This is a genomic window from Halomonas sp. 7T (assembly GCF_025643255.1).
Taxonomy (GTDB): domain Bacteria; phylum Pseudomonadota; class Gammaproteobacteria; order Pseudomonadales; family Halomonadaceae; genus Vreelandella.
The window spans coordinates 2,104,318-2,129,118 of the sequence record NZ_CP087112.1; the positions used below are offsets into that span (position 1 = coordinate 2,104,318).

Here is a 24,801-nt window from a genome sequence, read left to right on the forward strand (position 1 = left end):
TCAGTAACAGGAGCAAGCAATGCTACCTTGGCTTTCATCGCCAGATCCGCGATTCCCTTCTACCATGCAGGCGCTCGACTCACCCAATGGCTTGCTGGCCGCCGGTGGAGAACTCTCTCCCAACTGGTTAGTCGACGCTTACCGCCGGGGTATTTTTCCATGGTACAGCGACGACGAGCCTATTTTATGGTGGAGCCCTAACCCGCGCATGGTCTTGCAGCCTGCACAGTTTATACGGCGCCGCAGTCTTACCAAGCGCCTGCGTAATGGTGGCTTTACCGTTACATTAGATCAACACTTTGAGCACGTGATTGACGCTTGCGCAGCCCCCCGTCAAGGCGAGCCAGGCACATGGATCAACACGGATATGCGCCGCGCTTATCAGCGCCTGCACACGTTAGGCATTGCCCATAGTATTGAAGTACACCAGTCAGATCAGTTAGTAGGGGGCCTGTATGGGTTAGCCATGGGGCCCGTATTTTTTGGCGAGTCAATGTTTTCACACGTTCCCGATGCGTCAAAGGTAGCCCTTGCCCATCTAGCCCATGCCATGCAGCACCATGGCGGTGAATTAATCGACTGCCAAATGCATACACCTCATTTAGCAAGCCTTGGCGCAACAACGGTCGCTCGGGAGACATTCATCAACTATCTTGAGAAGTGGTTACCAGAAAAAGCATTTAGATTAACACCTTCAGCCCATGCGGCACCCATTGTGCCAACGTCACCATGGCTGGCTGCTGTAGCCTCGGTTGAACACCCCTAATCGATGGACGCCAGTTTAAACAAGGAGGCAAGCCGTGAGTAGTAACGCACCTCGTCGCCCTGTGCGGGATTTGCGCTTCTTCCTGACCGTGCCACACGCTTGCAGCTACCTGCCAGATAGGGAAGCGACTACGCTGTTTCTAGACCCCCAAGAATCGCCGGTTCCTGGTGTTTACGACTCACTGTCACTGTTGGGTTTTCGGCGCAGCGGCCGCCACCTGTATCGCCCTCATTGCGAAGGCTGTAATGCCTGTCGCTCGGTACGTATTCCCGTTAGCCACTTTAGCGCCAACCGTACCCAGCGAAAAATCTTACGCCGCAATCAAGATATTACCATGCGCGTAGTGCCCGCTCGTTTTTTACCTGAACACTACGCCCTGTATGCTGACTATATCCGCTTACGCCACGCCGACGGCGATATGTACCCCCCCAGCCGAGAACAGTACCGCACCTTTCTCACCCTCAATGAGCCATATGCCCAGTTATTAGAAATGTATTTGGGCGAGGAGCTAGTGGCCGTCGCCGCCTTTGATCAGCTGGAGCATGGCCTTTCCGCGATTTATACATTTTTTGCGGTAAGTGACGAACTCGACAAGCGCTCTCTTGGCACGCTGGCAATTCTTAAGTTAATCGATCTTTGCCATAAAAAAGCGCTGCCCCACCTCTATTTGGGTTACTGGATTGAGGAGTGTCGAAAAATGCGCTACAAACGCGCTTTTTCACCCATTGAGATACTGGATGGGCGACACTGGCGGCCATTAATTGACTAAACTAGCCAGCTTTTTTGCCTTGACGGCAGGCTTGCGGCACAATATAGCGCTGTTTCTCTGGCGCCTGAGATATAATAACGCCTTACGAAGCAACTGTTCGACTAACCGTTATCTTAAATACTACGTTAAATAAGTGAGGATCTGCCTATATGGCACGCGAAGATCATATTGAAATGGAAGGTGTTATTGTTGATACCCTTCCCAACACCATGTTCCGTGTTGAGCTTGAAAACGGCCATGTCGTTACCGCTCACATTTCTGGCAAGATGCGTAAAAACTACATCCGCATCCTGACAGGCGATAAGGTAAAAGTGGAACTGACGCCTTACGATCTTTCTAAAGGCCGTATCGTCTACCGTTCGCGCTAAGCCTTGATGACGCTTGTTGAGTAAGCTCTGCTAGTGCATGTACGTCTGATTTAAATACGGCGCCGCTCCCTGGAAACGACAACGCCCCGTCGGTGACAGGGCGCTGTGCGTATATTTTGCTTACTGAGGTGTCTTGCTTACTGAGGCTTACACCACACCGACTCTTTTAGCATTAAATGTCAGACACAAAGAGTCGAGCATGGTGGTGCTTACAAAGCGACTTAGCGCCCTTCTCAGGGCGCATCCGCCATTTCCGATTCGGTAGAAAGATGCAGTTCGCCCTCTTCCAGGCTGACATGCACTATCCCACCCTGGTCTGCCAACTCGCCGAACAAAATCATCTCAGCCAGCGGCTTCTTGAGTTTCTCTTGAATCAAGCGGGCCATGGGGCGTGCGCCCATATCGGGATCGTAGCCTTTCTCGGCCAGCCAATCTCTTGCCGTATCATCTACCTCCAGCTGAACGCGTTTCTCATCAAGCTGCGCCTGAAGTTCAATCAAGAACTTATCAACCACGTTGCGCACCACAGAGGTATGCAGCGCATGGAACTGAATAATCCCATCCAAGCGGTTGCGGAACTCTGGGGAGAAAGTCCGACGAATCACTTCCATGGCATCGGTAGAGTGATCCTGACTCTGGAAGCCAATCGAACGGCGCGACGCCTGCTCAGCGCCTGCGTTAGACGTCATAATCACGATCACATGGCGGAAATCGGCTTCACGGCCGTTGTTATCCGTCAGGCGGCCATGGTCCATAACCTGCAGTAGCAAGTTAAAGACTTCTGGGTGCGCCTTTTCAATCTCATCAAGTAGCAAAACACAGTGAGGCTGCTTGGTGACCGCTTCTGTGAGCAAACCACCCTGGTCATAACCCACATAGCCAGGAGGAGCGCCAATCAAGCGCGATACGGTGTGGCGCTCCATGTACTCCGACATATCAAAGCGCACCAGCTCAATGCCCATAATATGCGCAAGCTGCTTAGCCACTTCGGTTTTACCCACCCCAGTAGGCCCTGCAAACAGGAAGCTACCCACGGGTTTATCGGGTGACTTGAGCCCAGCACGAGACAGCTTGATCGCAGCAGAGAGCGAGTCAATCGCTTCATCCTGGCCAAACACCAGCATTTTTAGATCGCGATCAAGCTTTTCAAGCAGCTTGCGATCCGAGCTTGATACGCTTTTCGGCGGTATACGGGCAATGGAGGCTACAACGGCTTCCACCTGCTCTACATCAATCGTGGGCGTGCGCACTTCCGGCGGTAGCATACGCTGGTGCGCGCCTGCTTCATCAATGACATCAATGGCTTTATCGGGTAAAAAACGATCGTTAATGTAACGATCCGCTAAGCGCGCCGCACTTTCTAAAGCACCGTCGGTGTACTTGAGCTCGTGGTGCTCCTCAAAGCGTGAGCGCAACCCTTTGAGGATCTTGATGGTGTCTTCGACAGAGGGCGCAAGCACATCCACTTTTTGAAAGCGGCGCGCCAGGGCACGATCTTTCTCAAAGATACCGCGAAACTCTTGGAAGGTTGTTGAACCGATACAACGTAGCTCGCCAGAGGAGAGCAACGGTTTTAACAGGTTAGACGCGTCCATCACGCCGCCAGAAGCCGCACCGGCACCAATCACGGTGTGAATTTCATCGATAAACAGCACAGCGTTGGGTTGCTTACGCAGCTCACTCAACAAACTTTTCAGACGCTTTTCGAAATCACCGCGGTACTTCGTACCCGCTAGCAGCGCGCCCATGTCCAATGAGTAAACGACTGCATCGGCGATGACCTCAGGCACGTCCTCTTCAACAATACGTTTAGCCAAGCCTTCGGCGATAGCGGTCTTACCTACACCGGCTTCACCCACCAGCAGCGGGTTATTTTTACGGCGGCGGGCCAGAATTTGTACCACGCGCTCTAGCTCATGGTCACGGCCAATCAATGGGTCAATTTTACCTTGCCGCGCCTGCTCATTCAGGTTGGTGGCATAGCCAGTCAACGGGTGTGCGGCACCTTCTGCGCTACCCTCTTCAGCATCTTCGCTTTCTGGCGAAGAAGGAGATTGTGCAGGGCCATGGCCCGCTACTTTAGAGATACCATGGGCGATGTAATTCACCGCGTCCACGCGCGCAACGCTCTGTTGCTTCAGGAAATAAACCGCTTGGCTCTCCTGCTCGGAAAAGATAGCGACCAGCACGTTAGCACCGGTGACTTCACTTTTGCCGGATGACTGTACGTGGAACACCGCACGCTGCAGCACACGCTGAAAACCAAGCGTTGGCTGCGTTTCACGGTCACCCTGTCCTTCAGGGATCAGTGGCGTGGTCGAGTTAATAAAATCCTGCAGATCGGACCGCAGCTTATCGAGGTTAGCCCCGCACGCCTTCAATACGTCCACCGCTGAGGCATTGTCCAACAATGCTAGGAGCAGGTGCTCAACGGTCATGAATTCGTGACGCTTAGAACGCGCCACGGTAAAGGCCGTGTTCAGGGTCAGTTCAAGTTCTTTGCTCAGCATGGCAGTCCCCTTTTCGCTACTACCTAGGGCATATTGCCACCTAGGGGTTGCATCGGATCAGTTTAATCGACCGGCACTTTCAACATCGGGTACAAATGGCGCGGTTGCAAGCCCCTCCGCTAATTTTTTTCAACGCTTTCAGTTAGCGGATTCGATATCACACATTAATGGGTGCTCGCATTCACGGGCGTATTCATTGACTTGATAACTTTTCGTTTCAGCAATATCGCGAGTAAAAATACCGCAGGTCGCTTTCCCTTGAGTGTGCACCGCCAGCATTACCTGCACTGCTTTTTCACTATCCATACCGAAAAAGCCTTGTAGAACTTCAACGACGAACTCCATGGGCGTGTAATCGTCGTTATGTAGCACCACTTTGTACAACGGCGGCTGAGCTAACTCTGGCTTGGCTGTTTCTACCGCCAAGCCATCGTCATAGTCAGGCATATCAGGGCGCGAGACGCTTATTTGCAGCGTTGTCGCCAGGTGTGAACTATGAATATTGGGCATAAGCAACAAAGGTTATCGTCTCTCAGCTAACATGCGGCATCCATTGAGAATCGCTATCTTTATGAGACGCGCGCCATCAGCAAGGGTTCATGAAAAAATTAAATTATCACACTGGGTCAAACAAAAAACCCCCGCCCGCATCGCGGACGAGGGGTTTAGCAGCACTTAACGCGCTACCTATTTTGCTGATCAGTCTTTAGCGACCATCGCCAATGCGTTGTTAAGTGTTTTACTCGGACGCATGGCTTGGCTGGCCAGCTCACCGTTAGGATGGAAATAGCCTTGAATATCCACCGGCTTACCTTGAACGCTGTTGAGCTCATCGATAATGGTTGCTTCGTTCGCTTTCAGCGTTTCGGCCAAGCGGGCAAAGAGCGTTTTCATCTCCGCATCCTGGTCTTGGGCGGCTAACGCCTCAGCCCAGTACATTGCTAGATAGAAATGGCTGCCCCGATTATCCAGCTCGCCCACTTTACGCGAGGGAGACTTGTTACTGTCCAGGAATTGGCCGTTCGCCTCATCCAGCGCCTTTGCCAGCAGCGTAGCACGGGCGTTGTCGAAGGTGCTGCCCAGGTGTTCAAGGGACGCCGCTAACGCCAAGAATTCACCTAATGAGTCCCAACGCAGGTGGTTCTCTTCCAGGAACTGCTGGACGTGCTTCGGTGCGGAACCACCGGCGCCCGTTTCAAACAGGCCGCCACCGTTCATCAGCGGCACAATCGAGAGCATCTTGGCGCTGGTGCCCAGCTCCATAATCGGGAAAAGGTCGGTGAGGTAGTCGCGCAGCACGTTACCCGTGACAGAAATAGTGTCTTCACCTTTACGAATACGCTCCAGCGACACCTGCATGGCATCTACTGGGGCGAGGATACGAATATCCAAACCAGCCGTATCGTGCTCTTTGAGATAGGTTTCTACTTTTTTGATCAGCTGCGCATCGTGGGCGCGGTGTGCATCCAGCCAGAAAATGGCCGGCGCACCGCTGTCACGGGCGCGGGTGACTGCAAGTTTCACCCAGTCTTGAATCGGCGCATCTTTGGTTTGACACATACGCCAAATATCGCCCGCTTCTACGGTATGGCTAAACAGCGTGTGGCCTGACTCATTCGTCACCACGACGGTGCCATCGGCAGGCATCTGGAAGGTTTTATCGTGAGAGCCGTACTCTTCGGCTTTTTGCGCCATTAAGCCCACGTTAGGGACGCTGCCCATCGTAGTCGGATCAAACGCGCCATGCTGTTTGCAGTCTTCAATCACTGCTTGGTAAATCGTGGCGTAGCAGCGGTCTGGAACCACTGCTTTGGCGTCCTGCAGCTCGTCGTTGACGTTCCACATTTTACCTGAATCGCGAATCATTGCCGGCATGGAGGCGTCAATAATCACGTCGCTAGGCACGTGCAGGTTGGTAATCCCCTTGTGGGAATTGACCATCGCCATCGCGGGACGCTCTTGATAAAGCGCTTCAATATCGCTTTTGATCGCTTCCTGCTGGTCGGTTGGCAGCTTACCGATAGCGCTGTATAAGTCACCAATACCGCTGTTGGGATCGAAGCCCGACGCTTTTAACGCATCGGCATGCTTTTCAAGCACGTCTTTGTAGAACTCCTCCACCACGATGCCGAACATGATGGGGTCGGATACTTTCATCATGGTGGCTTTCAGGTGCAGCGAGAACAGCACGCCAAGCTCTTTGGCATCGCTAATTTGCTCTCCAATAAAGCTGCGCAGGCGGCGGCTACTCATGCTGGCAGCGTCAATTACTTCGCCTTCCAACACTGACAGGCTCTCTTTCAGCACCACGGTGGTGCCATCTTTTTGCTGCAGCTCAATTTTAAGCTTAGTGGCCTTTTCCATGACGGCTGACTGTTCGCTGCCGTAGAAGTCACCTTCACTCATATGCGCCACGTGGGACTTGGAGTCCGCGCTCCACTCGCCCATGCGGTGCGGATATTTGCGCGCATAGTTTTTGACAGATTTAGGCGCGCGGCGGTCAGAGTTGCCTTCACGCAGCACAGGGTTTACCGCGCTGCCCTTAGCTTTGTCGTAGCGTGCCTTAATGGACGCCTCTTCATCGTTTTGGGGCTCTTCCGGGTAGTCCGGCAGTGCATACCCCTGACCTTGCAGCTCTTTAATAGTGGCCTTTAACTGCGGGCCAGAGGCACTGATGTTCGGGAGTTTGATAATATTGGCTTCAGGCGTCGTCGCCAGTTGACCCAGTTCGGCTAAGTCATCACTTACGCGCTGCTCTTCGCTAAGCACATCGGGGAACTGCGCCAATACCCGCGCCGCCAAAGAGATATCTCGCGTTTCAACTTCGACACCGGCTGAGTCGGTGAAGGCATCTATGATCGGTAACAGAGAGTAGGTTGCGAGCGCAGGGGCTTCGTCGGTGAGCGTATAAATGATCTTCGGCGTTGTGGACATTTTTGCGTTAACCTCTTTTTTTCTGTCGCTGTGATTATAAAAAATCTCAAGCTACGCGGCGCATTCAAACAAAGACCAGGCCGCGAAGTAGGCGGAGCATTTCTTGGCTGCCCCGGCATCACTCGGTGGTTTACTACGGTGGTGGTTACGACAACTCAAGCACGTCTCAAACGGCTACGCCGAAGTATACCAGCGCTGAACTTTAACCGCATGACCGATTGTCGACAAATTAAAGGCACCCTTAAAGAGGCATCATGAGCACGCTTTATTTACTGCATAAACCCTACCGAATGCTCTCACAGTTTACCGACAGCCAAGGCCGTGCCACTTTAGCCGATGTAATTACTGCACCCGGCGCTTATGCGGCTGGAAGGCTTGATTACGACTCAGAGGGCCTGCTACTGCTCAGCGATGACGGCAGCCTGATTCACCGCATTGCCCACCCACGGCATAAACAGCCTAAAACCTACTGGGTGCAGCTGGAAGGCAATATCAGCGATGAGGCGATCAATCAGCTCAAACGCGGCGTAACCCTAAAAGATGGCCCTACCCAACCTGCGAAAGCACGGCGCATTGAAGCGCCAGCCATTGCACCGCGCGACCCCGCCATTGACCCTAAACGCCACCCATCTACGAGCTGGCTAGAGCTTACGATTAGCGAAGGCCGTAATCGCCAGGTGCGGCGGATGACCGCCCATGTCGGCTTTCCCACCCTACGCTTAATTCGCGCAGCGATTGGCCCTTGGCAACTCGGAGACCTAGCACCCGGCGAATGGCGAAAAGAGACACTGCACGCTCCACGCCCGGTCACGACTACCAAACGAGGTCAGCCATCGAAACGCAGGAGAACCCCATGAACCATATTCGCAGCACGGTGGCCTGTGTAATCCAGCAAAACGGGCGCTACTTGATGGTGGAAGAAGCGCGCGGTGGTGCACTGACTGTTTTCAATCAGCCCGCCGGCCATGTAGAGCCAGGCGAAGGGCCACTGGCAGCGATGTCACGAGAAATTAAAGAAGAGACCGCGTGGCAGGTAACGCTCACCGACTATCTGGGGCTTTACGTTTTTCACACGCCAGACGGCCTCACATTTCATAGCCACGGCTTCATTGCCACCCCAAAGGCCCAGCTGAACACGCCGATCGATAGCGATATAACGGCGACCCATTGGCTCACGCTCCAAGAAATAGAAGCACTTAATGCTGCTCAGCGGCTACGCAGCCCCTTAGTGCTCAAACGCATTATTGATGCCAACAGCGGACACCGCTATCCCCTTAGCGTGATTCAGGAGTGAAGCACTCGAAGCGTGAAGCCCCCATCGTGTATAATCGTTAACCACTTGTTTATTGCTTTTTGCACACTACGTCTATTGAGGATGCCTATGTCGGCCACCACTGGGTCGTCCACTACCGAGCCAACTACGAACGGCAAAGTGATTGTCGGTATGTCGGGTGGCGTCGATTCGTCTGTTTCCGCCCTTCTTCTACTCCAACAGGGGTACGAGGTCGAGGGCCTGTTTATGAAGAACTGGGACGAAGACGACGGCACCGAGTACTGCACAGCGAAGGAAGACCTTGCCGACGCTGAAGCGGTATGCGAGAAGCTGGGCATTAAGCTGCACACGGCCAACTTTGCCGCTGAGTACTGGGATAACGTGTTTGAGCACTTTCTGGCCGAATATAAGGCTGGGCGAACACCTAACCCTGACATTCTGTGCAATCGCGAGATCAAATTTAAGGTCTTTCTTGAGTACGCTGAAATGCTAGGCGCGGACAAAATCGCTACCGGACACTATGTACGCCAAGGGATTCGTGAACAGCGCCCGCGCCTGCTGAAAGGTCTGGATGGCAATAAAGACCAAAGCTATTTTTTACACGCGGTGCCCGAAGCAGCCATTGCCCGCACGCTGTTCCCTGTGGGCGAGCTGGAAAAACCCGAAGTACGCGCACTGGCTGAGCAGCACGATTTAGTCACCGCAAAGAAGAAAGACTCCACCGGCATCTGTTTTATTGGCGAGCGCCGTTTCCGCGACTTTCTTCAACAGTATTTGCCCGCCCAGCCCGGCACCATTGAAACGCCTGAAGGCGATGTCATTGGTAAGCACATGGGGCTAATGTATTACACCCTAGGCCAACGCCAGGGCTTAGGTATCGGCGGCCTTGCCAACTACTCGGAAGACCCTTGGTACGTGGCGGCGAAAGATCTCGACCGCAACGTACTAATTGCGGTGCAGGGCAAGCATCATCCGCTGCTCTATACCGACACCCTCGCCACTGAAAAAATGGACTGGGTTGCGGGCGAACCGCCTACACAGCAAGGCCGCTTTACCGCAAAAACTCGCTATCGCCAAAGCGACTGCCCCTGCGAAATGCACGCCCTCGCCGATGGCAGTGTGGAAGTGTTGTTTGACGACCCACAATGGGCCGTCACGCCAGGGCAGTCGCTGGTTCTATACGATGGTGATATCTGTTTAGGCGGCGGCGTCATTCGCGCCACTTGGAACGCCTCGGAGGCTGCTGCATGAGTGCCACCCCTATTCATCGCGCCCCGGACTCTCCCGCTGCCCGCCAGGCGCTCGCCCTGGCGGGCGTTTTTCAAGCGGCAAGCCTTGTGGACGAGCTTGCCCGTACGGGCCACGTTGACACGCGTGCCTGGGAAACACTGATCAACGCCACGGTAGATACCAATCCGGAAAGCTTCGAAGCTATTTATGGTGGCCACCCCAACAACCTGCGCCGCGGGTTAGATACCCTTGAGGCGCTGGTAGGCCGCAAACAAGCTAATCCCGTGGTGCTGCGCTATGGCTTCTCACTGCTGCTATTAATGAACAAGCTACGCACCGACCGTCATATGATGGATGTACTCGGCCAGAAGCTCTCCCATGTTCAGGGCCAGTCGGAGCACTTCGGCACGACCCATGAAAATGTCATTGCCAGTCTTGGTGAAGCCTATCAAGAGACCATCTCGACATTTAAAACGCGCATTGTGGTGCAGGGCGATCCGTCTCTGCTGCAAACCCGCATGATGCCGGAGCGGGTTCGCGCGTGCTTAATGGCAGGCATTCGATTTGCACTGCTTTGGCATCAACTGGGTGGCCGCCGCTGGAAGCTTGTTTTCCAACGCAAAGCTCTGCGTCGCGCGCTCGATAGCCTTAGCTAACGCTTTTGCATAAAACCGCTCTTTTAACGACTTTGTTAACTACCCTTTTAACGACTCTCTCGACCACCTGGAAGCTTACGCCATGCAACTCTCTGCTTTGACCGCCCTCTCCCCTGTTGACGGCCGCTACGGCGCGAAAGCCGCTGTGTTACGTGAACACTTCAGCGAATTTGGCCTGATCCGCGCGCGTGTAATTGTGGAAGTGCGCTGGCTGCAGCGTCTGGCAGACCACGGTCAAATTATTGAAGTCCCGCCGCTTTCTGCAGAAGCAACGGCATTTTTAGAGCAGTTGATTCGCGACTTTTCGGTAGAGGACGCTGAGCGCATCAAGGAGATTGAGCGCACGACTAACCACGATGTCAAAGCGGTTGAGTACTTCTTGAAAGAGAAAATTGCAGGCCAAGCCGAACTCAATGCCGTCACCGAGTTTATCCACTTTGCTTGCACCAGCGAGGATATCAACAATCTCTCGTATGGCGTGATGCTGGCCGACGGCCTAAAAGCCTTGCTACCCACTATGCACGAGGTGGCTGATGAAATTGCTAAGCTGGCGATTGCCCATGCAAGCCAGCCGATGCTCTCGCGCACCCACGGCCAAACGGCCAGTCCCACTACGCTGGGCAAAGAGATGGCCAACGTGGCTTACCGCTTAAAGCGCCAGCTTAAGCAGATCGAAAGCGTTGAAATTTTGGGTAAGATTAACGGCGCCGTTGGCAACTACAATGCCCACTTAACCACCTACCCCGATATCGATTGGGAAGCCAATGCGCGCACCTTTGTAGAAGGTTTAGGCTTGAGCTTTAACCCTTACACCACGCAAATCGAACCCCACGACTACATTGCTGAACTGTTCGATGCCATCTGCCGCTTTAACACCATCCTGATCGACTTTGACCGCGACGTATGGGGCTATATCTCACTGGGCTACTTCAAGCAGCGCACTGTGGAAGGCGAAATCGGCTCATCTACCATGCCGCACAAAGTTAACCCGATCGACTTTGAAAACTCAGAAGGTAACCTGGGACTGGCCAACGCGGTACTTAGCCATTTAGCCCAAAAACTGCCGATTTCACGCTGGCAGCGCGACCTGACGGACTCCACCGTCCTGCGCAACCTCGGCGTCGGTTTAGCCTATGGGCTGATCGGCTACCACGCCAGCCTAAAAGGCATCAGCAAGCTGGAAGCCAACCCAGAGCGGCTGGCAGAAGATTTAAACAACAGCTGGGAAGTGCTTGCCGAACCGATCCAAACGGTAATGCGCCGCTACGGCATTGAAAAACCTTACGAAAAACTCAAAGAACTCACTCGTGGTAAGCGTATTGATCAAGCAGGTTTTGCCGCCTTTATTGATACACTCGAATTACCCGCTACGGTAAAAGATGAGCTTAAAGCACTCTCGCCGGCGAGCTACATCGGCAATGCAACGGCGCAAGCCGAAGCGATTACCCAACGGCTAAACTCACTGTAACGGGTCGTTGCTCTTACTATTCGTCGTTGCTCTTACTATTAATAGCGCCGCGTTCACCTATTTAGGATACTGCCATGAGCCAACCCAACACGCCATTAACGCTGCTGGGCGATTTGACCCCAGAAGACTTTTTGGCCAACTACTGGCAACAGAAACCGCTGCTGATACGTGGTGCTATTCCCGAATTCATCAGCCCCATTGACCCGGATGAGCTAGCCGGGCTCGCCTGTGAGCCCGGCGTTGAAGCTCGGCTCGTAGAAGAAGAAGGCCCTGATGGTCCCTGGCAGGTTTCCCATGGGCCGTTTGACGACGCCACCTTTGAACGGCTTCCAGAAGATAACTGGAGCCTGTTGGTACAGGCTGTAGACCACTACGTCCCCGCCGTTGCGGCGTTAATGGATGAGTTTGATTTTCTGCCCCGCTGGCGGTTAGACGACATCATGATCAGCTACGCCCCGCCTGGCGGCAGCGTTGGCCCACATATTGATCAATATGACGTCTTCCTGCTTCAAGCGAGCGGCCACCGGCGTTGGCAGCTGGGTGGCAAGCAGTCTGACGATGCACCGATCATTCAAGGAATCGATCTGCGCATTTTGGAAACCTTTGAGGTAGAAGCAGACTCCGACTGGACACTAGCCCCCGGCGATATGCTCTATCTCCCCCCAGGCTGGGCACACCATGGGGTTAGCCAAACCGATGACTGCATGACGATATCGGTAGGCTTTCGCGCCCCCTCAGCAGATGAAGCTATCACCTCCTACGCTGATTACCTCGGTGAACAGCTACCTGCCTCCCAGCGTTATAGCGATGCAGGCATGTCACCCGCCGAGGAAGTAGGAGAACTGGATGATGCCGCTGTTGAGCGTATGCGACAGTTTATCTTAGAAACCCTGGATCAGCCGGAGCAAATGGCGCAATGGTTTGGCCGCGTGATGACACAGCCAAAATATATTGACCAAGTCGTACCGCTTGAAGAGCCGATGAGCGAAGACGACCTTGTTGCTCAACTACAAGGCGGTGAGCCACTGTTTCATATGCCGGGTTCTCGCTTTGCATGGCGCAGCGATGCTTCTGGAACCACGCTGTTTGTTGACGGTGATGGCCATGCCTGCTCTGAACCACTGGCTAAGCGACTTGCGAATTCCACACCCATTCGGGCTGATGTGCTGGAGCTAAGCGGTGCCGCCGCGCTTGTTACCCAGCTTATCAATACGGGTAGCCTAGGCTTTATGGCCGAAGAGGACGAGGAGTAGCGGTGCATTCTGAAGACATCATCAGCGGTGATTGGCATACGCTAGGGGATGCGGCTTCCGCTATTCGCTCTACGGTGTTTATCGACGAGCAGCGCGTACCCCAAGAGGAAGAGTGGGATGGCCGTGACCCTGAGTGCCACCATTTTTTAGCCACACTGGATGGCAAACCAGTGGGCACCGCCCGCTTACTACCCGACGGCCATATCGGTCGGGTAGCGGTGCTATCCAGTGCCCGTGGCAAAGGAATTGGCATTCAGCTCATGGAGGCCGCCATTCAAGCCGCGCGCGACGCTGGCCATACAACCGCCGAGCTAAGCGCCCAATTACATGCGCTGGCGTTTTATGAGCACCTAGGCTTTGTGGCCCATGGGGATGTGTTTATGGACGCCGGCATCCCTCATCGCCACATGGCGCTAACGTTGTAAGAAGCGCCATTGTTTAAGGCACACTGACGCGCCACCCCGCTGGGTGGCGCTTTTTTTGGCCTATTCGTCACCACCTGACGGAAAACGACTACATAAACACGGCGTTGTGCCTAGGCCCTGTAGTCGAGTTACAACCCCTTCTGCCCCCAAGTGTCAATTGTTCAATACGTCCGACTGGTTGATAGTTGTTGCATTGCAGTACGGCGCATTCGATTGATTGCCCCATGGCTTTTTAGCGCATGCGACGTTCCGCTTAGAGACGTTTTTCTTAGAGACGATTATCTAAGCGACACAGCAACTTAAATAAGTAACTCTGAAACAACTTCGCAAGTGCAGCATAAGCGTTAGCTAACATTACTTGCGATATCGCTATCACGACCCCGGAGGTATCAGCTCATGTCAGGACTTCTCGACGATATTAAAGCCATCGCCCAACTACGCGAAGCACAAGGCGGTAAATGGGAAGCGATCAAGCCAGAATACGCCGCTCGTATGCGTGCCCAGAACCGCTTTCACACCGGCCTAGATATTGCCCGCTACACCGCAAAAATCATGCGTGAAGATATGGCGGCCTACGATGCTGATACATCAAAGTACACCCAGTCGCTGGGCTGCTGGCACGGTTTTATCGGCCAACAAAAGCTGATCTCGATTAAAAAGCATTTTGGCACTACCAAGCGCAGCTACCTCTACCTCTCCGGCTGGATGGTTGCCGCACTGCGCTCTGAGTTTGGTCCGCTGCCCGATCAGTCCATGCACGAAAAAACCTCCGTTGCCAACCTGATTGAAGAGCTATACACCTTCTTGAAACAGGCAGATGCGTGGGAACTTAACCACCTCTTCCGTGCACTGGATGATGCCAAAGAAGCCGGCGATAGCGCTAAAGAGCAAGAGCTGATCAGCAAAATCGATAACCACGAAACACACGTTGTGCCGATTATTGCCGACATCGACGCTGGTTTTGGTAACGCCGAAGCGACCTACCTGCTGGCCAAGAAGTTTATCCAAGCGGGCGCGTGCTGCATCCAGCTGGAAAACCAGGTATCTGACGAGAAGCAGTGTGGTCACCAGGACGGCAAAGTTACCGTTCCCCATGAAGACTTCCTGGCCAAAATCAACGCTGTGCGTTACGCCTTCTTAGAACTAGGCGTAGATGATGGTGTGATCGTGGCACGTACTGACTCACTGGGCGCAGGCCTAACGCAGAAAATCGCCGTTACCAACGAGCCAGGCGACCTGGGCGACCAGTACAACAGCTTCTTGGATGGCGATGTCATCGAGAACGCTGCCGACATCAACAACGGCGATGTGGTTATCAAACAGAATGGCAAGCTTGTGAAGCCGAAGCGCTTGGCTTCAGGCCTCTACCAGTTCAAACCCAACACCGGTGAAGACCGCGTTATCCTGGACTGTATTACCAGCCTGCAAAACGGTGCTGACCTGCTGTGGATTGAAACCGAAAAACCCCACGTTGGCCAAATTGCCAGCATGGTTAACCGCATTCGCGAAGTGTGCCCGGATGCCAAACTGGTTTACAACAACTCACCGTCTTTCAACTGGACGCTGAACTTCCGTCAGCAAGTATTTGATGCATGGGAGAAAGAAGGTAAAGACGTTTCTGCTTACCAGCGCGACAAGCTGATGAGCGTTGAGTACGACAACACTGAACTTGGCCAATTGGCGGATGAGTGGACACGTAACTTCCAGCGCGATGGCGCCCGTGAAGCCGGCATCTTCCACCACCTGATTACGCTGCCGACTTACCACACCGCGGCTCTCTCTACCGACAACTTAGCGAAAGGCTACTTTGGTGACGAGGGAATGCTAGCCTACGTGAAAGGCGTTCAGCGCGAAGAAATTCGCCAAGGCATCGCAACTGTTAAGCACCAGGATATGGCGGGCTCAAACATTGGCGACGACCATAAAGAGTTCTTCCACGGTGATGCCGCACTGAAAGCTGGTGGTAAAGACAACACAATGAACCAATTCGGTTAATTCATACCGGATAAGCAATAAAGCTTAAGCAGTCAACCAAAGGGGGCGAAAGCCCCCTTTTTTGTGTTGGATAGTTTTTCGTATTGGAAAGTTGGCCCACTCCTTGTCGCTTATTGCCACCCATAGGCGTGCATCACGCATGTGCAACGTATTTGCACACTGTTTGCGTAATATACCGCTACACAACACTTTATGACCTTTTTCACTGACAGCTGGTCAAAGCCCTACGCTTCCGTTATCTTTTAACGAACGCTGTTCTATTATCATGCTATCCGTTGCAGCCCATTGCGCTGAGACACTGGAGGTTTTAATGAAACGTCTACTACCCGTTGCTGCGTTAAGCATTCTGACATTGGCGGGCTGTGCCAATACTGCTCCTTATTCAGGCGATGTATACCGCGGCAGCCAGGCCCAAACTGGCCAAAGCGTGGCGTACGGCACCATTGTTGCAGTACGTCCGGTACAAATTCAGGCGGATAGCCGCACCGGCGGCCTGTTAGGCGGCGGCGGCGGCGCGGTTATCGGCGGTATTTTAGGTAATCAGGTAGGCGGTGGCACCGGCCGTCAGTTGGCAACCGTAGCAGGCGCATTAGGCGGTGCGGTTGCTGGCACGGCAGCCGAAGACCGCGTTAATCGGGTTCGCGCACTGGAAATGGAAATTCGTCGCGATGACGGCACGGACGTTATTGTGGTTCAGCGCGCCGACCGTCAATTCCAAGCGGGCCAGCGGGTCCGTTTGATTGGTAGCGGTGCCAACATGAGCGTTGCGCCTTACTAAGCGCTTGCTATACAGTTTTTAAAATCAAGTAAATTAAAAGCGCCCGATCAGTAGGCTGATCGGGCGCTTTTTTATAGCGGCACTCTTTATGTTATGGCTTATAGAGTCACACTGTTGAAGTTAGTGAGTAGCTTTGCTGCTCGCCCAGTTCGCTAGCTTCATGACAACAAGACCAATGATTGCCACCAAAATGACCACGAGTAAAATATCCACCGGGCGCACAAGCGTTGTGGCGCCTAATACGGCCATCGCACCAATCCAAAGGTAACGATTTTCACCATGGGTTTTTAAAACGCTGGGCAGCATCTTATCAAGCCCTTGGCTGACACCGCTGTCCCAACGCTTATTGGCAAAGTAGGCAATCAGGGCAAAAGCGATGACCCAAATCAAGAAGATCGTCATAGAACACTCCGTTGAAGGTTGTCTAAAAGAGGGAAAAAGTTGTGGCTGTAGAGTATCCCTGCACACCGCAGTGCGCAATACCGCCAAAGGCCAGTAGCGGGAAAAACCCGGCTTACCCCCTGACAAGCCAGCCCACACGCGTTACCATATTGGGACATGCACTCACCGAAAGGTTATTCAATGCAAATTGCGCAAAACTCGGTTGTCGCGTTCCACTATACCCTGACCAACGATGCAGGTGAGGTGCTTGACAGTTCCGAAGGCCGCGAGCCGCTGACGTATCTCCACGGCGCTGGCAACATTATTCCAGGCTTGGAAAAAGAGCTCGAAGGCCGTGCAGCTGGCGACAAACTTAATGTCACCGTTTCACCTGCTGAAGGCTACGGTGAAGTTCAAGAGCAGTTGATGCAAGAAGTACCGCGCGATGCCTTCCAAGGCGTTGAAAGCATCGAGCCGGGTATGCAGTTTCAGGCGCAAACCCAAGGCGGCCCATTAATGGTCACCGTTAAGAAGGTTGAAGGCGATACGGTTGTTGTCGATGGCAACCATCCGCTCGCAGGTCAGCAGCTCAACTTTGATGTTGAGATTGACACGGTTCGTGAAGCCAGTGCAGAAGAAGTCGAGCACGGCCACGTACACGGCGAAGGTGGCGTCGAGCACTAAGTGTCTCGAATGCGATCAAGGGGCGGCCAATAGGCCGCCTTTTTTATAGGCGCCGTTGGGGTTCTACTCGTCAGGAATCAGCACAAGCTGACCGTAGCGCACGCTGCGCGACGAAGTCACCTCATCGGAAAACTGTTTCAATACGCTGCCTTGGCCCTTCAAAAGCGCGACTTCCAGGCAGCTATCGTGATTGATGTGCACATGTAGCGTTGAAAGCGTCAGGTCGTGGTGGTCGTGGGAGTGGCGAGTTAAGCGTTTAGATAAATCCCGCGCGGCATGATCATAAACATAGACCAGTGCCCCCATGCACGGCGCATCAGGCGCCACTTCCTCTTTCGCCTGCTTTAGCCCGCTACGGGTTAAATCGCGGATGGCCTCCGAACGATTTTGATAGCCCCGCAGCCCCATCAGCGCATCAACGTCGCTCAGTAGCTCCTCATCCAGCGTCACTGTTACCCGCTGCATACTCCCTCCTTCGCCGATTGGGTATGGTGCACTGCCGCAACTTCCAGCGCTGATAGTATGATGTTATTGTGAAAACATCATACCTTTAAGTCAAAAGGCTAAGCTATGCTCCGCTTCAAGCGCCCCCTCCTACTGGGACTGACCACTATCTGCTTAGCGCTGAGTACCGTACTGCAAGCGAAAGATCAGCTTGTACTCGCCATTGGTGGTGAGCCCGAACAAGGGTTCGACCCTCTGTTAGGCTGGGGTCAATATGGCAACCCTCTGTTTCAAGCAACGTTGCTATCCCGCGGTCACGATTTAACCCCTAACCCTGCGCTTGCTACGGCGTGGTCACTGTCAGAAGACCGGCTCACCTGGACGCTCACCCTCCGTGACGATGCCTATTTTTCGGATAACACACCGCTGACGGCGAGAGATGCTGCCTATACCTTTAATACAGCTTCCATGGCAGGCGGGCGAGCCGACCTTAGCGCGCTAAAAGAAGCCCGAGCCATTGATCGATATACCGTTGAGCTAACCCTCACAGCTCCCCGTATCACCTTTATCGACCAGTTAATGACCTTGGGGATTGTACCTGCCGCAGAGCGAGACAATGGTTATGACGATCAGTATGGCAGGCAACCGCTTGGCGCTGGCCCTTACCAGCTGGTGGAGTGGCAGGAAGGCGAACAGCTTATCGTTGAGCGTAACCCCTACTATTACGGCGAACCACCTACCTTTGAGCGGTTAGTGTTTCTATTCACCGAGGAGGACACCACCTTAAGTGCCGCGCATGCCGGTCAGGTCGACCTCGCTGCCCTCCCTCCCGCGCTGGCGGCCAATGCTCCTCCTCATATGCAGCGCGTGGTGATGGAGAGCGTTGATAACCGCGGCATCTTATTCCCGATGCAGCCCTCAAGCGGTGAGCATGCGCCTTCAGGCGCCCCGATTGGTAATGATGTCACCGCCGATATCGCTATCCGCCGGGCGATTAACCTGGCCCTTGATCGAGAAACGCTGGTAGACGTTGCCCTACACGGCTATGGCCGCCCGGCGTTTGGCCCTGCCGATGGTTTAGCTTGGAGCCATACAGATGAAGCTTTTACAGCGCCTGACCTTACACAGGCGCATACCCTGTTAGATGACGCAGGCTGGGAGCTTCGCGCAGACGGGCTGCGCTACAAGGACGACCAACCGGCGCGCTTTCGCTTAACCTACCCAGCGAGCGATATCACGCGCCAATTATTAGCCCAGGTGAGTGCTGATATGGTGCGCCCCTTGGGGATTGAGATGCAGCCCACAGGGCGCCACTGGAACGAAATACAGCGTGAGGCGCTTCACCAGGATGCCATTGTGTTCGGCTTCGGCAGCCACAGCCCTCAGGAAGTGTACTACTTGTTTCATAGCCAGCACGCAGGCTTTGGCTTCTACAACAGCGGCTACTACGCTAACCCTGCAGTAGACCGCCATTTAGACGCAGCTCAAACAGCGGCTGACCAGGAAACCGCCAACCAACACTGGCAGGCTGCCCAATGGGATGGCAAAACAGGCTATGGTATGCGTGGTGATACCAGCTGGGCATGGATGGTTAATCTTGCTCATGTCTATGCTGTCGATCGCTGCCTGGAGGTTGGCGAGCTGAGTATCGCTCCCCATGGACATGGTTGGCCCATTACCGCAAATCTTCAGGATTGGCGCTGGGAATGCGATTAAGCCGCTGGCTAGCCTACCGCTGTCTGCGCTTAACACTGGTGCTGTTTTGCGTCGCCACGCTGTCATTCGGGCTCATGATGCTGTCACCCATCGACCCGGTAGACGCCTACCTTGGCCCGCAAATGGCCCAGGTGAGCCCTGAACAGCGTGCCCTCATTGCCGAGCGTTGGGGCTTTGAGGCACCTCCGGCCGTTCAGTTTGGCCATTGGCTGCGCCAACTACTCAGCGGTGAACTCGGCTGGAGCCATATCTATAACCAGCCGGTTAGCGAGGTCATCAGCCAGCGCTTTAAGCGTTCTATCCTGCTCCTCGGCAGCGCTTGGTTTTTCTCGGTGCTGGTGGGCTTGGCGCTCGGCATTATGGCAGGCGCCAAAGAGGGTTCCGCGCTTGATAGAGTAATTAGCGGCTATGCGTATATCACTGCATCAACCCCCACTTTTTGGCTGGGCATAGTAGGCGTGCTGCTGTTTTCGGTTTACCTGGGCTGGACGCCTGTCTGCTGTGCCGGCCCACCAGGGATGCTGAGTCAAGAGGTCAGCCTACTCACCCGGCTACATCATCTAGCACTTCCCGTTGCGACATTGACGCTCTTGGGCATTGCCTCTATTACGCTACACACGCGTACGCGCATGATTGCGCTGATGCGCTCTGAGATTGCCACCCATGCCTTTGCCCAGGGGGCCAGCCGTATTGATATTGCCTGGCGCCACGGTACACGCCACGCAAGCCTCCCCGCGCTTACCTTAGCGTTTGCCTCATTGGGCGAGCTGTTTGGCGGCGCCATATTAATCGAACAGATTTTTGCCTACCCAGGGCTTGGGCAAGCCACCGTTGAAGCAGGACTGCGTAGCGATGTCCCCCTGTTACTGGGCATTGCGCTCTTTACCGCGCTGTTCGTCAGCGTAGGTAATCTCATTGCCGACAGTCTTTACCACCTGATTGACCCACGTATCGAGCAGGGGCCGCTATGAGCGCCTTCCAGCCGCGCCTTTATGCTGTGGCGTATATCGCATTTGCAGTGGTGCTGTTAAGCACACTTATCGCCAGCCCCTTATGGCTCGGGACAGCACCACTACAGATGCAGTTTGATGCGCGCCTTGCGCCACCCAGTGCCACCCACTGGCTAGGCACCGATGCGCTGGGCCGTGAGTTATGGGCACGCACCCTGGCCGGGCTTCGGCTCAGCTTTTGGGTCGGTATCAGCGCGGCACTGCTGGGCACCGCCATTGCGTTAACCTTGGCAGCCATCGCCACGCTGTCAACTAAACTTGATGCGCTGGTCAGCCTACTGATCGATACGCTGCTCAGCGTGCCGCATTTGATTTTACTGCTGTTAATTGCCTTTGCATTAGGCGGCGGCACCCAGGCCGTCATTATTGCCGTCGCCCTTACCCACTGGCCAAGCCTAGCGAGGGTACTGAGGGCTGAGCTACTCACCCTGCGTCATGCCACTTACGTGCGTATTTCACGCTCGCTGGGCAAATCCCGTGGCTTTATCCTGCTGCATCATTTATTACCCCACGTACTGCCTCACTGCCTTGTTGGTGCCCTGCTACTGTTTCCCCATGCTATTTTGCATGAAGCCGCCCTCACCTTTTTAGGGGTTGGCCTAGATCCTAACCAACCGGCCATCGGGGTATTACTGGCGGACGCCATGCGCTACATCACCGCAGGCTACTGGTGGCTTGGGGTATTTCCAGGGTTAGGGCTACTGCTGCTGGTGCTGTGTATTGACCGCCTAGCGTTTACGTTGCGGCGGGCGTTATAGCTCGCTGGGGTCACCGCCTGTTGTCACTCACTCAAGGAGCCTGTTGTGCTGCATATTGATCGTCTCACGCTACAGCTGCCCTACTACCAGCCCTGGTGGAAGCGGCGATGGGCGACTTGCTTTGAGCAGATAACGTTAAGTCTTATACCAGGAGAAGTACACGCCATTGTCGGCGCCTCAGGTGCAGGGAAGAGCCTGCTCGCCTACGCGATTATGGGCTTATTGCCTGAAGGAGCTAAAACCAGCGGTCAACTTATTTTTCACTCTGAACCGTTAACGCCTGCCCGCCAATGCGCGCTTCGCGGGCGCCAGCTTGCATTAATCCCCCAGTCACTCAGCGCGCTCGACCCGTTAGTCCGTAGCCAATGCCAGGTAAGCTGGGCAGCCCGCCGCGCAGGGCAAGCGAAAGCCAGTGCCTGGCAAAGTGCTGGGAAAGCGCTCGTCCATTATCAGCTCGATGACGCTGCACAGCGTGCTTTTCCCCATGAGCTTTCAGGAGGCATGGCACGACGAGTGCTCACGGCCATGGCCCACGTTAGCCACGCGCAGCTGATTATTGCCGATGAGCCCAGCGTTGGGCTAGACCCGCTGCAGCGTGAGCGCGTGATGGCAGCGCTGAAAGCACTTGCCGATCAAGGCAAGGCCGTTATGTTGATTACCCACGATTTACGCCACGCCCTGCCCATTGCTGACCAGGTGACGATTATGCGCCAGGGGCAGTGCGTAGAAACGACCACCGCCTGCGCCTTTCAAGGCAGCGGTGACACGCTAAGCAGCGGATACGCCAAGTCGCTTTGGCAAGCACTGCCCGATAACGCTTTCAGCCTCCCTGTGACGGATAGCAAGGAGTCAAATATTGCTTGAAGCCCAGTATATTCAGTTTGGCTTTCGCCCTGATAAGCGGCTGCTCCATGATATTTCACTCACCCTGGATAAAGGGGAGTGGCTCGGGCTAAGCGGTGATTCAGGGGCAGGAAAATCGACCCTGGGTAAACTATTGGCGGGCCAGCTTAGCCCTAAGGGTGGGCGTATTTATATTGATGGTGGGCCGCTCCCAGCTAGCGGGCTAAGCCCGGTACAGTGGCTGCCACAGTCGCCCGAGCTTGCCGTTAACCCCCGCTGGCGAGTCGGTAAAATACTTAATGAGGCATGGACGCCGCCAGCCGCGCTTCTTCACGCCTTTGACATTCAGCCCGCTTGGCTGTCGCGCTTCCCCCATACCCTATCCGGTGGGGAACTACAGCGTATTTGTGTACTTAGAGCCTTAGCACCTGGAGTGCGGTACTTAATTGCCGATGAGATATCCACCATGCTCGACCCGATTACCCAGGTGACGCTGTGGCAGTCACTTAAAACATTTGCTGAAGAACATCAGCTTGGGGTGCTGGTCATTAGTCATGACACCGCTCTTTTGAAACGCCTATGTCAGCGGCGTTACCACCTTACCCAGGGTATATTAGCTGCTAGTGGTTAATGGCGCGACGCTCAACGCGCCACATACCGATTCCAATGGCCAGGGTGACCGCCAACAATAGCCATGAACCAACGGCCACCCCTTGCCACTGCCCCCAGCGCCAGAACGGCTCCAGCCAAAACCCACCTACGCTGGCCCCCAAATAGTAGAACACCAAGTAGAGTGCCGAAGCGCTGCCCCGTGCGCCCTGGGCGTAACGCCCCACCCAGCTGGATGCCAGCGAGTGGGCCAGGAAAAAACCAAACGCATTGATGGTTAAACCGACAATAATCAACACCAAACTATCAGCAAGCGTGACCGCCGTGCCGAACATCAAAACCATCACCCCAGCGCTGATACAGCTAGCAGGAGAAAAGCGCCCGGCTAATCGGCCTGAGACAGTAGAGCCAAAGGTGCCCCCTAGGTAAGTGAGGAAAATTAAGCCCAGGCTGCTGGCCGCTAAGTGATAAGGCTCACTCGCTAAACGAAAGGTGATATAGCTATATTGATTAATAAAGATAAGAAAGTTGATGCCGCCTAAGCAGTAGGCTGCCAACAGCACGGGCGTACGCAGATGGCCCAGCAGATCCCCTGCCGCTTGGCGCAGCTTAAAACGCTTGGCGGTAAACGCACGGCTATTGGGCAGTAGACGCCAAAACACCGCACACCCGACGACCGTCATTACTCCCACCGTTAAAAAGGCAGCGCTAGAACCGCCTACATCAGAGGCAACACCACCAACAACTCGCCCGCTAATGCCGCCTAGGGAGTTGGCGCCAATATAAAGCCCTACAGCACTCAACAGAGCGGGGTTATCGAACTCATCCCCCATCCAGGCAATCGCAACGGCAGGCAAACCGCCCAAAACAAATCCCTGCAGTAGGCGCAGAAGCAGAAGACTTTCAAAGGTCGGCGCAAACGCCAGCGCCAGCGAAAGAACGCCCGCCAGTAGCAGCGTAATGCGCATGATGGCCTCTCGGCCAATCGCATCAGAAAGCGGCCCAAAGACTAACAGCGCCAAGGCGAGTGAAAGCGTGGATACCGACATCAACAGGCTGACGCCTAGAGTGGAGACGCCATAGGCTTCTTTTAGCCCAGGCAGCAACGGCTGAGGCACATACAGATTGATAAATACAAGAAACGACCCCAAGCAAAGGGCCGCCGTCGCGCGCCACCAGGCGCGCGTTTTGGCTTCGATCATGCCATTCCCACTATTAAACGCCGATGATGAAAGTGGTGATGGTGGCAGGCACTTACTGGGTAAAACGGCTACCCAACTGGGCGAGGTTAGTCGGCTCTAAGGTGCGGCGTGACTGCCAGTAGTAGCGCTGCCAGTAACTATTATCCAGGCTGGAAATAATCACCCCTTGGGAGGTAGAGGCGTGGAGGAAGCGACCATCCCCCACGTAGATCCCCACATGATTATAAGCTCCTGGAGGTCGGAAGAAGACCAGATCGCCCGCCTGCAGCTCTTGGCGGTCGATCGGGCGTCCCTCATGCACTTGATCCTGGGTAGAACGGGGTAGCTGTAAATTAAACGTATCGCGGAAAACGTTTCTTACCAGAGCGGAGCAGTCGATCCCTCGCTCCGTCGTTCCTCCAATCCGATAAGGCGTACCGGCCCATTGCTGGTGCTGCTCTAACAGCGCTTGGCGAATAGCTGTTGGCGGAGGCGTCTGGAGGCTACGCAGATGTGCATCGATAGGATCAACAGGCGACATTTGGGGAGTAGCCCCCTTCATCCCCGGAAGCGACATCGAGAAATAATCTTCAGGGGCTTCCATGCCTTGGCGTGTAGCTGAGCCAGCGCAGCCAGCTAAAAAAGCAACAACGACACAAGCACTTACAACACGGACAGCGGTCACAGCGGGGTGTGGCAACGCAACCATGCGCTTAACCTCGTAACAGTGTGGACGGTGAAAAAGAGTAA

At 54.5% G+C, this 24,801-nt stretch carries 25 protein-coding genes; 18 read left to right on the forward strand and 7 right to left on the reverse strand.

Going from position 1 to position 24,801, the window contains the following annotated elements; translation table 11 throughout:
* Positions 1-19: 19 nt before the first annotated feature.
* From aat to infA, 3 genes are all read left to right on the forward strand, one after another.
* Positions 20-766 carry a leucyl/phenylalanyl-tRNA--protein transferase gene (gene aat, locus LOS15_RS09830; protein ID WP_263065585.1) on the forward strand — a complete coding sequence of 249 codons (747 nt, stop codon included), beginning with the start codon at positions 20-22 and terminating at the stop codon, positions 764-766.
* A gap of 34 nt (positions 767-800) precedes the next feature.
* Positions 801-1,535 (forward strand): arginyltransferase, encoded by a 735-nt coding sequence (locus LOS15_RS09835; RefSeq protein ID WP_263065587.1) that lies wholly within the window; start codon positions 801-803, stop codon positions 1,533-1,535.
* 149 nt (positions 1,536-1,684) lie between these two features.
* Positions 1,685-1,903 (forward strand): translation initiation factor IF-1, encoded by a 219-nt coding sequence (infA, locus tag LOS15_RS09840; protein WP_007111068.1) that lies wholly within the window; start codon positions 1,685-1,687, stop codon positions 1,901-1,903.
* A gap of 233 nt (positions 1,904-2,136) precedes the next feature.
* On the opposite strand, the gene clpA is transcribed toward infA, so the two are convergent.
* From clpA to LOS15_RS09855, 3 genes are all read right to left on the reverse strand, one after another.
* Positions 2,137-4,413 (reverse strand): ATP-dependent Clp protease ATP-binding subunit ClpA, encoded by a 2,277-nt coding sequence (gene clpA, locus LOS15_RS09845; RefSeq protein ID WP_263065605.1) that lies wholly within the window; start codon positions 4,411-4,413, stop codon positions 2,137-2,139.
* Positions 4,414-4,551: 138 nt separating this feature from the next.
* Positions 4,552-4,860 carry an ATP-dependent Clp protease adapter ClpS gene (gene clpS / locus LOS15_RS09850; RefSeq protein WP_263065607.1) on the reverse strand — a complete coding sequence of 103 codons (309 nt, stop codon included), beginning with the start codon at positions 4,858-4,860 and terminating at the stop codon, positions 4,552-4,554.
* Positions 4,861-5,112: 252 nt separating this feature from the next.
* Complete coding sequence (locus LOS15_RS09855) at positions 5,113-7,347, reverse strand: NADP-dependent isocitrate dehydrogenase (protein WP_263065609.1); 2,235 nt, start codon at positions 7,345-7,347, stop codon at positions 5,113-5,115.
* 254 nt (positions 7,348-7,601) lie between these two features.
* On the opposite strand from LOS15_RS09855, the gene LOS15_RS09860 reads away from it, so the two are divergent.
* The 9 genes from LOS15_RS09860 (at position 7,602) to LOS15_RS09900 (ending at position 16,425) form a co-directional block, all read left to right on the forward strand.
* On the forward strand, positions 7,602-8,204 hold the full coding sequence (locus tag LOS15_RS09860) for a pseudouridine synthase (RefSeq protein ID WP_263065610.1): 603 nt from the start codon (positions 7,602-7,604) through the stop codon (positions 8,202-8,204).
* Positions 8,201-8,641: an NUDIX hydrolase gene (locus tag LOS15_RS09865; protein WP_263065611.1), complete on the forward strand. Its 441-nt coding sequence runs from the start codon at positions 8,201-8,203 to the stop codon at positions 8,639-8,641. The genes LOS15_RS09860 and LOS15_RS09865 overlap by 4 nt, the downstream gene beginning before the upstream one ends.
* 87 nt (positions 8,642-8,728) lie before the next feature.
* Entirely contained in the window at positions 8,729-9,871 is a 1,143-nt protein-coding gene (gene mnmA, locus LOS15_RS09870) for a tRNA 2-thiouridine(34) synthase MnmA (protein WP_263065612.1), read from the forward strand.
* Positions 9,868-10,506 carry a high frequency lysogenization protein HflD gene (hflD, locus tag LOS15_RS09875; protein ID WP_263065614.1) on the forward strand — a complete coding sequence of 213 codons (639 nt, stop codon included), beginning with the start codon at positions 9,868-9,870 and terminating at the stop codon, positions 10,504-10,506. The genes mnmA and hflD overlap by 4 nt, the downstream gene beginning before the upstream one ends.
* 82 nt (positions 10,507-10,588) lie before the next feature.
* Positions 10,589-11,974, forward strand: a complete 1,386-nt coding sequence (gene purB, locus LOS15_RS09880; RefSeq protein WP_263065616.1) for an adenylosuccinate lyase — start codon at positions 10,589-10,591, stop codon at positions 11,972-11,974.
* 74 nt (positions 11,975-12,048) lie between these two features.
* A complete protein-coding gene (locus tag LOS15_RS09885) occupies positions 12,049-13,227 on the forward strand; it encodes a cupin domain-containing protein (RefSeq protein ID WP_263065617.1) in 1,179 nt (392 codons plus the stop codon).
* 2 nt (positions 13,228-13,229) lie between these two features.
* A complete protein-coding gene (locus tag LOS15_RS09890) occupies positions 13,230-13,652 on the forward strand; it encodes a GNAT family N-acetyltransferase (RefSeq protein WP_263065619.1) in 423 nt (140 codons plus the stop codon).
* Positions 13,653-14,048: 396 nt separating this feature from the next.
* A complete protein-coding gene (locus LOS15_RS09895) occupies positions 14,049-15,647 on the forward strand; it encodes an isocitrate lyase (RefSeq protein ID WP_263065621.1) in 1,599 nt (532 codons plus the stop codon).
* Between the two features lie 310 nt (positions 15,648-15,957).
* The gene (locus LOS15_RS09900; RefSeq protein ID WP_263065623.1) at positions 15,958-16,425 is read left to right on the forward strand and encodes a glycine zipper 2TM domain-containing protein; all 468 of its coding nucleotides are present in this window, start codon (positions 15,958-15,960) and stop codon (positions 16,423-16,425) included.
* A 120-nt stretch (positions 16,426-16,545) separates the two neighbouring features.
* On the opposite strand, the gene LOS15_RS09905 is transcribed toward LOS15_RS09900, so the two are convergent.
* A complete protein-coding gene (locus LOS15_RS09905) occupies positions 16,546-16,827 on the reverse strand; it encodes a hypothetical protein (protein ID WP_263065625.1) in 282 nt (93 codons plus the stop codon).
* A gap of 180 nt (positions 16,828-17,007) precedes the next feature.
* Between LOS15_RS09905 and LOS15_RS09910 the strand changes: the two genes are divergently transcribed.
* Entirely contained in the window at positions 17,008-17,490 is a 483-nt protein-coding gene (locus LOS15_RS09910) for a peptidylprolyl isomerase (RefSeq protein WP_263065626.1), read from the forward strand.
* A 63-nt stretch (positions 17,491-17,553) separates the two neighbouring features.
* Here LOS15_RS09910 and nikR read toward each other — a convergent pair whose 3' ends face one another.
* Entirely contained in the window at positions 17,554-17,955 is a 402-nt protein-coding gene (gene nikR / locus LOS15_RS09915; protein WP_263065628.1) for a nickel-responsive transcriptional regulator NikR, read from the reverse strand.
* A gap of 105 nt (positions 17,956-18,060) precedes the next feature.
* Between nikR and LOS15_RS09920 the strand changes: the two genes are divergently transcribed.
* The 5 genes from LOS15_RS09920 to LOS15_RS09940 are packed head-to-tail and all read left to right on the forward strand — an operon-like array spanning position 18,061 to position 22,892.
* Positions 18,061-19,650 carry an ABC transporter substrate-binding protein gene (locus tag LOS15_RS09920; RefSeq protein ID WP_263065630.1) on the forward strand — a complete coding sequence of 530 codons (1,590 nt, stop codon included), beginning with the start codon at positions 18,061-18,063 and terminating at the stop codon, positions 19,648-19,650.
* Positions 19,641-20,621, forward strand: coding sequence for an ABC transporter permease (locus LOS15_RS09925; RefSeq protein ID WP_263065632.1), 981 nt, complete (start codon positions 19,641-19,643; stop codon positions 20,619-20,621). The genes LOS15_RS09920 and LOS15_RS09925 overlap by 10 nt, the downstream gene beginning before the upstream one ends.
* A complete protein-coding gene (locus LOS15_RS09930) occupies positions 20,618-21,418 on the forward strand; it encodes an ABC transporter permease (RefSeq protein WP_263065633.1) in 801 nt (266 codons plus the stop codon). The genes LOS15_RS09925 and LOS15_RS09930 overlap by 4 nt, the downstream gene beginning before the upstream one ends.
* A 45-nt stretch (positions 21,419-21,463) precedes the next feature.
* Complete coding sequence (locus LOS15_RS09935; RefSeq protein WP_263065635.1) at positions 21,464-22,282, forward strand: ATP-binding cassette domain-containing protein; 819 nt, start codon at positions 21,464-21,466, stop codon at positions 22,280-22,282.
* Positions 22,275-22,892: an ABC transporter ATP-binding protein gene (locus tag LOS15_RS09940; RefSeq protein ID WP_263065637.1), complete on the forward strand. Its 618-nt coding sequence runs from the start codon at positions 22,275-22,277 to the stop codon at positions 22,890-22,892. The genes LOS15_RS09935 and LOS15_RS09940 overlap by 8 nt, the downstream gene beginning before the upstream one ends.
* Here the strand turns inward: LOS15_RS09940 and LOS15_RS09945 are convergent.
* Complete coding sequence (locus LOS15_RS09945; protein ID WP_263065638.1) at positions 22,882-24,072, reverse strand: MFS transporter; 1,191 nt, start codon at positions 24,070-24,072, stop codon at positions 22,882-22,884. The two genes, LOS15_RS09940 and LOS15_RS09945, sit on opposite strands and share 11 nt — an antisense overlap.
* A gap of 52 nt (positions 24,073-24,124) precedes the next feature.
* Complete coding sequence (locus LOS15_RS09950) at positions 24,125-24,760, reverse strand: C40 family peptidase (RefSeq protein WP_263065639.1); 636 nt, start codon at positions 24,758-24,760, stop codon at positions 24,125-24,127.
* Positions 24,761-24,801 lie beyond the last annotated feature (41 nt).

What these genes read in the sequence shown, in the direction of transcription:
- aat (WP_263065585.1), top strand. Translation starts at nt 20, where the DNA reads ATGCTACCTTGGCTTTCATCGCCAGATCCGCGATTCCCTTCTACCATG.
- infA (WP_007111068.1), top strand. Translation starts at nt 1,685, where the DNA reads ATGGCACGCGAAGATCATATTGAAATGGAAGGTGTTATTGTTGATACC.
- clpA (WP_263065605.1), bottom strand. Translation starts at nt 4,413, where the DNA reads ATGCTGAGCAAAGAACTTGAACTGACCCTGAACACGGCCTTTACCGTG.
- clpS (WP_263065607.1), bottom strand. Translation starts at nt 4,860, where the DNA reads ATGCCTGACTATGACGATGGCTTGGCGGTAGAAACAGCCAAGCCAGAG.
- LOS15_RS09855 (WP_263065609.1), bottom strand. Translation starts at nt 7,347, where the DNA reads ATGTCCACAACGCCGAAGATCATTTATACGCTCACCGACGAAGCCCCT.
- LOS15_RS09860 (WP_263065610.1), top strand. Translation starts at nt 7,602, where the DNA reads ATGAGCACGCTTTATTTACTGCATAAACCCTACCGAATGCTCTCACAG.
- LOS15_RS09865 (WP_263065611.1), top strand. Translation starts at nt 8,201, where the DNA reads ATGAACCATATTCGCAGCACGGTGGCCTGTGTAATCCAGCAAAACGGG.
- mnmA (WP_263065612.1), top strand. Translation starts at nt 8,729, where the DNA reads ATGTCGGCCACCACTGGGTCGTCCACTACCGAGCCAACTACGAACGGC.
- hflD (WP_263065614.1), top strand. Translation starts at nt 9,868, where the DNA reads ATGAGTGCCACCCCTATTCATCGCGCCCCGGACTCTCCCGCTGCCCGC.
- purB (WP_263065616.1), top strand. Translation starts at nt 10,589, where the DNA reads ATGCAACTCTCTGCTTTGACCGCCCTCTCCCCTGTTGACGGCCGCTAC.
- LOS15_RS09885 (WP_263065617.1), top strand. Translation starts at nt 12,049, where the DNA reads ATGAGCCAACCCAACACGCCATTAACGCTGCTGGGCGATTTGACCCCA.
- LOS15_RS09895 (WP_263065621.1), top strand. Translation starts at nt 14,049, where the DNA reads ATGTCAGGACTTCTCGACGATATTAAAGCCATCGCCCAACTACGCGAA.
- LOS15_RS09900 (WP_263065623.1), top strand. Translation starts at nt 15,958, where the DNA reads ATGAAACGTCTACTACCCGTTGCTGCGTTAAGCATTCTGACATTGGCG.
- LOS15_RS09905 (WP_263065625.1), bottom strand. Translation starts at nt 16,827, where the DNA reads ATGACGATCTTCTTGATTTGGGTCATCGCTTTTGCCCTGATTGCCTAC.
- LOS15_RS09910 (WP_263065626.1), top strand. Translation starts at nt 17,008, where the DNA reads ATGCAAATTGCGCAAAACTCGGTTGTCGCGTTCCACTATACCCTGACC.
- nikR (WP_263065628.1), bottom strand. Translation starts at nt 17,955, where the DNA reads ATGCAGCGGGTAACAGTGACGCTGGATGAGGAGCTACTGAGCGACGTT.
- LOS15_RS09920 (WP_263065630.1), top strand. Translation starts at nt 18,061, where the DNA reads ATGCTCCGCTTCAAGCGCCCCCTCCTACTGGGACTGACCACTATCTGC.
- LOS15_RS09925 (WP_263065632.1), top strand. Translation starts at nt 19,641, where the DNA reads ATGCGATTAAGCCGCTGGCTAGCCTACCGCTGTCTGCGCTTAACACTG.
- LOS15_RS09930 (WP_263065633.1), top strand. Translation starts at nt 20,618, where the DNA reads ATGAGCGCCTTCCAGCCGCGCCTTTATGCTGTGGCGTATATCGCATTT.
- LOS15_RS09945 (WP_263065638.1), bottom strand. Translation starts at nt 24,072, where the DNA reads ATGATCGAAGCCAAAACGCGCGCCTGGTGGCGCGCGACGGCGGCCCTT.
- LOS15_RS09950 (WP_263065639.1), bottom strand. Translation starts at nt 24,760, where the DNA reads ATGGTTGCGTTGCCACACCCCGCTGTGACCGCTGTCCGTGTTGTAAGT.